The organism is Pseudomonadota bacterium (genome assembly GCA_013285445.1).
Taxonomy (GTDB): Bacteria; Pseudomonadota; Gammaproteobacteria; order Xanthomonadales; family Wenzhouxiangellaceae; genus Wenzhouxiangella.
The window spans coordinates 2,804,478-2,814,672 of the sequence record CP053448.1 but is presented as its reverse complement, the minus strand read 5'-3'; the positions used below and the strand labels follow the sequence as shown (position 1 = coordinate 2,814,672).

The following is a 10,195-nucleotide window of genomic DNA, read 5'->3' as shown; positions in this document are numbered from 1 at the left end:
GCTGAGGCGCAACCCCTGACCCTTAAACCGGAGAACCTCATGAACTATCAAACCGCAACCGCACTGTTCAACGATCTGGAAAACCGCTTCCAGGCTGGCGCAGCCGAGACTCTGGAGGCAACCTTCCAGTTCCATATCACCGATCTCGGAGACGACCAGCCGGCCGACTGGCTGGTGAAAGTCGATAACGGCAAGTGCTCGGTCGAGCCGGGGCAAGTCGACGAGCCAAGCGTCACGCTGACCATTGCCGAACCGGTGTGGCTGGAGCTCGGGCGCGGTGAAAAGGGCGCGCTGTCGGCTTTCATGTCCGGACAGATCAAGGCTGGCGGCAACGTCATGCTGGCGCAAAAGCTCGGCCCGGTATTCGGTTTCAACCTCTGAATCCGGAAAATGCACGGAGCATAAGGAGCCTCTGAACCACTCTGCGCGGGCGCGACGGGTCTTTGCGGGATGACCCGGTGTGGCTTCGGCGAGCGTGGTTTGGTCATTCCAAATGAGTGAGCCGAAACGCAGCGGGTTGCCCGCAAAGACCCGTCGCGCAGGGTTTCGTCGCAAATGCCGCATCTCGCGCGTTGCGCCCCTCGGCCGTAGCTACGGCTACTGTCACTCGAGTCGCACCACACGATCTGCGGCATTTGCGACAGAAACGCGCTCCGCGCAGAGTTGTCCAGAGGCTCCATAACTGGTTGAGCCGATCGCCAGAGTTGGCTATCATTGCCGGCTTGCTGTCGTCGGGCCGTTAGCTCAATGGTAGAGCAGTAGGCTTTTAACCTATTGGTTGAAGGTTCGAGTCCTTCACGGCCCACCATTCCCCGCTTCTGACTGACTATTAGTCCGGTGCCTGTTCAGGCGCCGACATGGTCGTGCGCGGGCCATGAATATGACGGTGACATGACACTATTGTTACAATGCCCCGCGATTTCGCCGCTGCCGTCAGCGGCAGCCTGTCAGAAGGGATCGTCCAATGTGTCCAACCGGCTACATCTCGCGGGTGTTCGGAAAATCCCCGGTGCGCCCGCTGCAGCAGCATTTCGAACAGGCGGCGTGCTGTGCGCTGGAACTGCCCAATTTCATTCAGGCCACCTACGCCGGTCAATGGGATGAAGCCGCCGCAAGCCGCAAGCGCATCGTCGAGCTCGAGCATGCCGCCGACGATCTCAAGCGTGAGCTGCGACTGAATCTCCCCAGCGGTTTGTTCATGCCGGTCGCCCGCACCGACGTGCTGGAAATGCTGTCGGTTCAGGACCGCATCGCCAACAAGGCGCGCGATATCTCAGGTTTGATGATGGGCCGCCGGATGCGGGTGCCCGATGCGCTTCAGGGCCTGTATCTGAGTTTTGTCGAGCGCAGTCTTGATGCAGTCCAGCAGGCGCGTAAAACCGTCAACGAACTCGATGAGTTGTTCGAGACCGGCTTTCGCGGCAGTGAGATTGATCTGGTGATGGGCATGATCAAGGAGCTCGACCAGATCGAGAACGACAGCGACAGCCTGCAGGTCGAGCTGCGCGCCCGACTGTTCGAGATCGAAAAGACGCTCCCCTCGATCGACGTCATGTTTCTATACAAGGTGATCGACTGGACCGGTGATCTCGGCGATCTGGCTCAGCGGGTTGGCAGTCGCCTGCACCTGATGATTGCACGCTAACTTGCATGGAGCGTGCACTTCAAATGTCCTCGGCGGTTCCTTGTTCGGGCCAAAAGCCGTTCCCGGTCAGCTCTGCAGCCCGTTCCCGGAGTCGGTCAGGAATCGCCTCCTTCCGATACCCGCCCTTGCGGCCATCGAGCGAACGCCTCAAGCATGCGGGATAGCCGATCACGCAAACCCGCGGCCCATGCACAGGAGTGGCCGAGACCCGAGCCGACAGGCCCGGCGCAGCCTGCCGGAGTTGCGCGGCAGGCGGGCGAGAATCGTGGTTCGGCCTGGAACGGCCCCGGGCCTTCCGGCATCATCCGGATCCGCCGCGCCAGCGGTTCCAGGCTCGGGGACGGCTGATGGAACTGGCCCTTCTCTATATCGGGCTGGCGGCTGCGTTTGGCCTGTTCATGGCCTGGGGTATCGGCGCCAACGATGTCGCCAACGCCATGGCGCCATCGGTGGGTTCCCGGGCCATCACCATCTGGCAGGCGATCCTGATTGCCGCCATGTTCGAGTTCGCCGGTGCCGTGCTGGCCGGCGGTGGGGTGACCAGCACCATTCGCAAGGGCATTGTCGATGCAAGTTTGCTGCACGACCAGCCCGAGTTGCTGATCCTGGGAATGCTGGCTTCGCTGCTTGCCGCCGGCACCTGGCTGCTGGTTGCCTCTGCCCGCGGCTGGCCGGTTTCCACCACCCACACGATCATCGGTGCGGTGGTCGGATTTGCGGCCATCGGAATCGGTGTGTCGGCCGTGCAGTGGGACCAGGTCGGACGCATCGTCATGAGCTGGGTGGTCAGCCCGGTCCTGGCCGGCGTGATTGCCTGGCTGCTGTTTACCAGCGTTCGGCGGCTGGTGCTCGAGCGCGCCGATCCGCTGCTTGCAGCGCGGCGCTACGTGCCCGCATATATCTTCCTGGTCGGTTTCTTCATGACCCTCGTGACCGTCTTCAAGGGCCTCAAACACATCGGCATCGAACTGACCGTTGGTGAATCCTACCTGCTCGCGACCAGCATTGGCGCCCTGATTGCAATCGTCGGTGCCGTCGTGATCATCCGTATCCCGGCGGTTGATCTGCGTGACACCGATTTCCATTTCTACACCGTCGAGCGGATCTTTGGCGTGCTCATGGTGGTCACCGCCTGCTCGATGGCCTTCGCGCATGGTTCCAACGATGTGGCCAACGCCATCGGTCCGGTTGCCGCCGTGGTCAGCATTGCCTTGAACGGCAGCGTCGAACAAAGCGCCATCGTGCCGGTATGGATCCTGGTGCTTGGCGGCGTTGGAATCGTGCTGGGACTGGCGACCTATGGCCACCGGGTGATCGCCACGGTTGGTAACAACATCACCGATCTTACGCCCAGTCGCGGCTTCGCAGCCGGACTGGCGGCCGCCGCCACAATTGTCGTGGCATCGGGAACCGGGCTGCCTATTTCAACCACCCATACGGTGGTCGGCGCCATTCTCGGTGTGGGCATGGCCCGCGGCATTGCCGCCATCAATCTCAAAACCGTCGGTTCGATTTTCATGTCCTGGATTGTGACCATTCCTGCCGGCGCGCTGTTGTCGGTTGCCTTTTTCGCGCTGCTGCGCATACTGTTCTGAGTCGCCGCCGGACACGCCGGCAGCCGCCACTACAGGGCTGGTCTTCGGGCATGGCATCAGCAGTCGCAAGCAATCAAGACGACATCCACCCGCGGCTGGTCTCGATCGTCCGCCGGCACATGGCCACCCGGTGGCGTCAGCCGATTCGCGCCCATACTCGCCAGGCCTTTGAGCAGCTGGCCCTGGGGATCGATGTCTCGCAGCCGGTCATTCTCGATTCCGGCTGCGGCACGGGCTGGTCGACGGTGCGGCTGGCGCGCGTTCATCCCGAGGCAGTGGTGGTCGGAGTCGACAAGAGCGAAGTTCGTCTGCAGCGCCACCCGCATCTCCCGGACAATGCCAGGCTCGTGCGGGCCGAGCTCGCCGATCTATGGCGCCTGATTCGGGCCCGCGGCTGGCCCGTGAGCCGCCACTGTCTGTTCTACCCCAATCCCTGGCCGAAGGCGGCCCATATCGGGCGCCGTTGGCATGCCCACCCGGTTTTTCCGATCCTGCTGCAACTGGGCGGAGAGCTGGAACTGCGCACGAACTTCGAGATCTACGCGCGTGAGTTTGCCCGCGCGCTGGCGCTGGCCGGAACCGTCGACGTGAGGGTGGTATCGTTCGTCCCTGATGAACCGGTCAGCCCGTTCGAGCGCAAGTATGCGCAGCGCGGGCACCGGCTGTTCAAAATTCATGCCGATCTGGAGGAAGTGCAACGATGAAAACAATTCGACTGCTCAGTGGCGGACTGGTCGCCACGCTGCTGGCCTCGCCGGTCCTTGCTGACGACCGACTGCAACAGGTGATCGCTGATCCCGACCGTCCCGAGGTCATGTCCGAACGGGATCCGTTTCGTCATCCTTACGAAACGCTGATGTTTTTTGGCATACAGCCGGACATGACAGTTGTCGAAATCTCCCCGGGCGGGGGCTGGTACACCGAGATCCTCGGCCCCTATCTCAAGGATGACGGACAACTGATCGCGGCACACTGGAACATGGAAGGCGACATTCCCGATTTTTACCGCGAGATTCGCGCCCGCTTTGACGCGCGCGTTGCCGATGCTGATCGATTCGGCGAGATCGATGTCATTGCCTTCGACCCGCCCGAGCTGGCTCGACTGGCCGAACCGGGCACGGCCGATATCGTGCTGACGTTTCGTAACGTGCACAGCTACATGGGTCGCGGTACCTGGAATGATGTGGTCGACGCCGCGCACGCGGCTCTCAAGCCCGGCGGCGTGTTTGGCGTGGTCGGGCACCGGCTGCCTGAGGATCGGCAACAGGATCCGGAGGCCGACTCCGGCTACGTCAAGCAGAGTGTCGTCGTTGGCAGCGTCGAATCGCGCGGGTTTCGCCTGGTCGAAGCCGCCGAGATCAACGCCAACCCGGCCGATACGGCCGACCATCCCAACGGTGTCTGGACCCTGCCGCCAGGCCTGCGCGTGCCGGACGGTGAAGATCAGGAGAAGTACCGCCAGATCGGCGAAAGCGACCGCTTCACCCTGAAGTTCGTCAAGCGTTAGAAGGACGGCTGCGGCGGTCAGGATTCGGGACTCCCGCGCCCGGTTCCTGATCGCCCGGCCGGCGGCCGCCACCAGGTACAAGGCAGCTATCCGCAGGCCCGACACGATGCCTGGCTCGTATCAGGCCGACATGACCGGGGCGCCGGCTGACGATATACTCGGTCTTCGAGACAGCCAGCGCTGCAGGCCTCCAAGAGGGCGACGATGAGCGATCCGGGCAGCAAACCACCGCCGGACGAAGGGACGTCGACCGAGGCTATGGGCGAGAACTCGCAGCCGGTCATTCCGCGCTGGATCGGCACCTACCATGTGCTGTCACTGTTGGGCGAAGGCGGCTTCGGAGCCGTCTACCTGGCCGAGCAGACCGAGCCGGTGCGACGGCGGGTTGCGTTGAAGGTCATCAAGCCGGGCATGGGCTCGGCAGCCGTGCTGGCGCGTTTCGAGGCAGAGCGCCAGGCGCTGGCCGTGATGGATCATCCCGGCGTTGCCCGCGTGTACGATGCCGGTTCCACCGAAAAGGGACAGCCCTACTTCGTGATGGAGTACGTCCGGGGCGTGCCCATCACCGAGCACTGTGATCGGCAGCGACTGGGTCTGAAGCAACGCATCGCGCTGTTCATTCAGGTCTGCGAGGCGGTTCAGCACGCCCATATGAAGGGCGTCATTCACCGCGATCTCAAGCCGGGCAACATCCTGGTCGAATATCAGGAGAGTTCGGACGGACTGCGCGTCATGCCCAAGGTGATCGACTTCGGCGTGGCCAAGTCCCTGGACCGGCCGCTCACCGACAAGACGCTGCATACCGAGATCGGACAGCTGATCGGCACTCCGGAATACATGAGTCCGGAGCAGGCCGGTACCAGCGGTCAGGATGTTGACACCCGGGCCGATATCTACTCGCTCGGTGTCGTGCTCTACGAGTTGCTGGCCGGAAGTTCGCCGTTTCTGTCTGGCACGTTGCGCAATGCCGGATTCGGCGAGGTGCTGCGCCTGATCCGCGAGGTCGAACCGCCGCGCCCGAGTACACGCCTGAGCGCAAGCGGGACGCGTCAGGGGCTCATGCGCAGAAAGACACAGGTGAGGTCCGATGCCGTGCAGGCACGGCTTGCGCATATCGCCCGTCAGCGCCGTACCGATGCGCGCAGCCTGCATCGGGCCCTCAAGGCCAATCTGGACTGGATCGTGATGAAGTGTCTGGAGAAGGACCGGGCAAGGCGATACGAGACCGCCAACGCACTGGCCATGGATCTCGGCCGTCATCTTCGGCACGAGCCGGTACTGGCCGGACCGCCGCGAATAGCCTATCGGCTGGGCAAGTTCATCCGCCGCAACCGCGTTCCGGTGGCGGCAGTGTCGGCCGTGCTCGCGTCGCTGGCCGTGGGGCTCGTCGGTGTTGCAATGAGCCTGGCCGAGGCCAACCGCCAGCGTGAATTGGCTGAAGCCGCGCGTGCGGAAACGGCGCAGAAAGCAGCCGAGCTTGAACAGGTGGTCGAGTTCCAGGCGAGCATGCTCGGGGACCTCGATCCGGAGCGTGTCGGCCGATCCCTGCTCGGTGAGATGAATCGCCAGCTGCGCGGGGCGCTTGAAAGCGAGGAATTGCCAGCCACTGAGTCGATCGTTATGGCCGGGGAGTTCGACGCTGCGGTTCGCTACCTCAATCCGACCGATATTGCCCGATGGCTGCTTGACGAGATGATTCTCGCCAGTGCTGTCGATGCCATCGATCGTGGCTTTCAGAATCAGCCACTGGTGGCGGCCGCGCTGCGCCAGACGGTTGGTGATGTCTATCGCGGTCTGGGCATGCTCTCCCCGGCGCGGGCGCAGCTCGACGCGGCGCTGGCGATTCGGACCGAGCAACTCGGGCCGTCGCACCCCACCACGCTTGCATCGCGCCGGGCACTCGGCGAGTTGATGCTCAACACCGATCAGCTTGACCAGGCCCTTGGTCATTTGATGGCCGCCGCCGAGGGCTTCCGGCGCCATGGCGGACAGACCGACCCCCAGGCGAACGCGGCGGCGATCAGCCTGGCGATGGTACTGCGGCGCCTTGATCGGCTCGACGAGGCGTTGGCTTATACCCGCCACGCGCTGGAGGGTTCGCTCGAGCGCGGCGGCCTGGACGATCCCCTGGCGCTGACCGCGACCAACTACCTGGGCGTGCTCTACGAGGCCATGGGAGACTGGCAGCAGGCAGAGACGCATTTCATTCGCGCTCTGGAGGGTCGTCGGCGCGTGCTGGGCGAGTTCGTCGGCGATACGCTGGTCTCCTACCAGAACGTTGGTCTGAACCTGTGGCGCCAGTACCGCCTCGAGGAGGCCAGTCCCTACCTCGAAAAAGCCGTCAGGCTGGCGCGCCGAATACACGGCGAGGACCATCCGGTCACGCTGCAGACAGCCACCAGTCTGGGTGCGCTGCTGCAGAGTCAAGGGCGTCTGGACGAGGCCGAAAGGCTGCTGGCACGAACGCATGAACTGTATCAGCGCACCCTGGGTGAGCAACACTACGAAACCCTCAAGAGCCTGGCCAATCTGGCGGCCGTGCAGCACAAGCAGGGCCGGCTGGCAGAAGCCGAGCGCACCTATCGACAGGCGCTGGCGGGATTTCAGGCGACCGTCGGCGCCGACGATCGCCTGACGCTGATTCAGTTGGGCAACCTCGGCGGCCTGCTGGCCGATCAGGGGAGATTTGAGGAGGCGGAAGGGTACCTGAAGGAAGCGGTCGATCGCGGCTTGCGCGCGCATGGCGCCGTTGATGATGTCGTGGTCTGGATCAACAACCTGGCCAGCATCATGCGTGACCAGGGCGAGTATGATGAGGCTCTGGGGCTGGCGGACCTGGCGATCACCAAGGCCCGGGAAAGTCTGCCGGAGGCTTATCTGGGTCGATTTCTCATGACCCGGGCGCGTATCCTCGGCGGTCTCGGGCGCTGGGCTGAGGCCACCGAGACCATGGAGGAAGCACATCAAATCATTTCCGGGGCGATGGGCGTCGGCAACGAGTGGGCCAGGGAGGCGGCCACGAACTTGGTCGAGTACTACCGGCAGTGGTCGATGATCGACCCGGCTGGCGGGCATGAGCGAAATGCCCTGCGGTGGCGAGCGGTTCTTGACGGGCGCCGCGCCGACGCCGAAGAGTAGCGACCATGTTCCTGATTGTCTCGCACGCGTCTGCATCTTCGGCGACAATTTCGACCCATGAGTGAAAAGAACATGATTTCCGGCGAATTCGAACAGCAACCCCTGCGCACCTACGCCGAGCGCGCCTATCTCGACTACGCCATGTACGTGGTGCTCGACCGTGCCCTTCCCAGCGTGTGCGACGGTCTGAAGCCGGTACAGCGGCGTATCGTCTACGCCATGAGCGAGCTGGGGCTTTCGGCCGCCTCCAAGCACAAGAAATCCGCCCGCACCGTCGGCGACGTCATCGGCAAGTTCCACCCGCACGGCGACTCGGCCTGCTACGAGGCCATGGTGCTCATGGCCCAGCCCTTTTCCTACCGCTACCCGCTGGTTGACGGACAGGGCAACTTCGGCTCGCCCGACGATCCCAAGTCTTTCGCCGCCATGCGCTATACCGAGTCGCGCCTGGCCCCGTACGCGAAGACCCTGCTGGCCGAGCTCGGGCAGGGCACGGTCGAGTGGGTGCCCAATTTCGACGGCACGCTGAAAGAACCGAAGCTGTTGCCGGCGCGCCTTCCCAACGTGCTGCTCAACGGCGGGCAGGGCATCGCCGTGGGCATGGCCACCGACATTCCGCCGCACAACCTCCGGGAAGTCGTCTCGGCCTGTATTCGCCTGCTCGAGGCGCCGAAGAAGACCACCGTGGCCGAACTGTGCGAGCACATTCCCGCCCCGGACTTTCCCGGCGGCCCGGAAATCGTCAGCTTGCGTGAGGATTTGCTGACTCTCTACGAGACCGGATCGGGCGGCATCCGCCAGCGCGCCAAGTGGGAACGAGATGGCGAGGAGCTGATCGTCACGGCGCTGCCGCACCAGGTTTCGCCGGCCAAGGTGCTCGAACAGATCGCCGGCCAGATGCAGGCCAAGAAGCTGCCCTGGGTCAGCGACCTCAGGGACGAGTCCGACCACGAGCATCCCACCCGCCTGGTCATCGTGCCCCGCAGCAACCGGGTCGATCTCGATCAGCTCATGGACCATCTGTTCGCCACCACCGACCTGGAAAAGAGCGCGCGCATGAACCTCAACGTCATTGGCCTGAACGGCCGGCCTGGCGTGCGCAATCTCAAGGACCTGCTCATCGAGTGGCTCGAATTCCGCCGCCGGACGGTGACCCGGCGCCTGGAGTTTCGTCTCGATCAGGTGGTCGATCGCCTGCATATCCTCGACGGCCTGCTGATCGCCTACCTCAACATCGACGAGGTCATTCATATCATCCGGAACGAAGACGAGCCCAGGCCCGTTCTCATGGAGCGCTTCGGCCTGACCGGTACCCAGGCCGAGGCCATCCTGGAACTGAAGCTGCGCCACCTGGCCAGGCTCGAGGAAATGAAAATCCAGGGCGAGAAGGACGAACTGGAGGCTGAGCGCGGGCAGATCCAGGATGTCCTGGACTCGCCTGGGAAACTCACCCGCCTGATTCGCGACGAATTGCTTGCCGATGCCGAAAAATACGGCGACGAGCGCCGCTCGCCGCTGGTCGAGCGCGCCGCCGCCCAGGCCCTGAAAGAAACCGACCTGGTGCCGTCCGAGCCGGTCACCGTGGTGTTGAGCGAGCAGGGCTGGGTGCGCTCGGCCAAGGGCCACGACATCAATCCGGAAGAGCTCAACTACCGCGCCGGTGACGCCTTCCTGTCAGCGGCCCGCGGCCGCAGTACGCAGATGGCCTGTTTCCTCGATTCCACCGGACGCAGCTACTCGGTGGTTGCCCACGAACTGCCCTCGGCGCGCAGCCTGGGCGAGCCGCTGACCGGGCGGTTCAGCCCCAGGCCCGGCGCTGTCTTTCGCAGCCTGGCCATCGGCGCGCCGGACGATCGCGTGCTGCTGGCCTCGGATGCAGGATACGGGTTCCTCACGCAGCTTGAGAACCTGCACACCCGCCAGAAGGCCGGCAAGCAGATGCTGACCGTGCCGGCTGACGCCGACGCCCTTCCCATTGCGCTGGTCAGTCAAGACGAGGAGGCCGTGATTGTCTGCGCCACCACCGAGGGCTACCTGCTGGCCTATTATCTGACCGAACTGCCGGAACTGGCCAAGGGCAAGGGTAACAAGCTGATCAATATCCCGCCCAAGGCGAAGAAGGCCGGCGAGAAGATGGCCGGCGCGATCGTCATCAGCAAGGGCGAAGACTGCCTGGTCTGGGCCGGCCAGCGTTACCTCAGAATGAGCTGGAGTGACACCGAAAACTACTGGGGCGAGCGCGCACAGCGCGGGCGCAAGCTGCCGCGGGGGTTCCAGAAGGTCACGCGGCTGTCGCTGGCCGATTGACAT

7 protein-coding genes and 1 tRNA gene are annotated in these 10,195 nt (G+C 63.8%); all 8 read left to right on the top strand.

Annotated elements, in window-relative coordinates:
- Window positions 1-39: 39 nt before the first annotated feature.
- The 8 genes from HND55_12600 (at window position 40) to parC (ending at window position 10,192) form a co-directional block, all read left to right on the top strand.
- On the top strand, window positions 40-381 hold the full coding sequence (locus HND55_12600) for an SCP2 sterol-binding domain-containing protein (GenBank protein QKK03424.1): 342 nt from the start codon (window positions 40-42) through the stop codon (window positions 379-381).
- Between the two features lie 352 nt (window positions 382-733).
- A tRNA-Lys gene (locus tag HND55_12595) sits at window positions 734-808 on the top strand.
- Window positions 809-964: 156 nt separating this feature from the next.
- Window positions 965-1,645, top strand: a complete 681-nt coding sequence (locus HND55_12590) for a TIGR00153 family protein (GenBank protein ID QKK03423.1) — start codon at window positions 965-967, stop codon at window positions 1,643-1,645.
- A gap of 347 nt (window positions 1,646-1,992) precedes the next feature.
- Window positions 1,993-3,240: an inorganic phosphate transporter gene (locus tag HND55_12585; GenBank protein ID QKK03422.1), complete on the top strand. Its 1,248-nt coding sequence runs from the start codon at window positions 1,993-1,995 to the stop codon at window positions 3,238-3,240.
- A 50-nt stretch (window positions 3,241-3,290) separates the two neighbouring features.
- On the top strand, window positions 3,291-3,944 hold the full coding sequence (locus HND55_12580; protein QKK03421.1) for an SAM-dependent methyltransferase: 654 nt from the start codon (window positions 3,291-3,293) through the stop codon (window positions 3,942-3,944).
- The gene (locus tag HND55_12575; GenBank protein ID QKK03420.1) at window positions 3,941-4,747 is read left to right on the top strand and encodes a class I SAM-dependent methyltransferase; all 807 of its coding nucleotides are present in this window, start codon (window positions 3,941-3,943) and stop codon (window positions 4,745-4,747) included. The genes HND55_12580 and HND55_12575 overlap by 4 nt, the downstream gene beginning before the upstream one ends.
- 204 nt (window positions 4,748-4,951) lie before the next feature.
- Complete coding sequence (locus HND55_12570) at window positions 4,952-7,885, top strand: serine/threonine protein kinase (protein ID QKK03419.1); 2,934 nt, start codon at window positions 4,952-4,954, stop codon at window positions 7,883-7,885.
- 57 nt (window positions 7,886-7,942) lie between these two features.
- Complete coding sequence (gene parC / locus HND55_12565; protein ID QKK03418.1) at window positions 7,943-10,192, top strand: DNA topoisomerase IV subunit A; 2,250 nt, start codon at window positions 7,943-7,945, stop codon at window positions 10,190-10,192.
- The last annotated feature ends 3 nt before the right edge of the window (window positions 10,193-10,195 follow it).

What these genes read in the sequence shown, in the direction of transcription:
- HND55_12600 (QKK03424.1), top strand. Translation starts at nt 40, where the DNA reads ATGAACTATCAAACCGCAACCGCACTGTTCAACGATCTGGAAAACCGC.
- HND55_12580 (QKK03421.1), top strand. Translation starts at nt 3,291, where the DNA reads ATGGCATCAGCAGTCGCAAGCAATCAAGACGACATCCACCCGCGGCTG.
- HND55_12585 (QKK03422.1), top strand. Translation starts at nt 1,993, where the DNA reads ATGGAACTGGCCCTTCTCTATATCGGGCTGGCGGCTGCGTTTGGCCTG.
- HND55_12570 (QKK03419.1), top strand. Translation starts at nt 4,952, where the DNA reads ATGAGCGATCCGGGCAGCAAACCACCGCCGGACGAAGGGACGTCGACC.
- HND55_12590 (QKK03423.1), top strand. Translation starts at nt 965, where the DNA reads ATGTGTCCAACCGGCTACATCTCGCGGGTGTTCGGAAAATCCCCGGTG.
- parC (QKK03418.1), top strand. Translation starts at nt 7,943, where the DNA reads ATGAGTGAAAAGAACATGATTTCCGGCGAATTCGAACAGCAACCCCTG.
- HND55_12575 (QKK03420.1), top strand. Translation starts at nt 3,941, where the DNA reads ATGAAAACAATTCGACTGCTCAGTGGCGGACTGGTCGCCACGCTGCTG.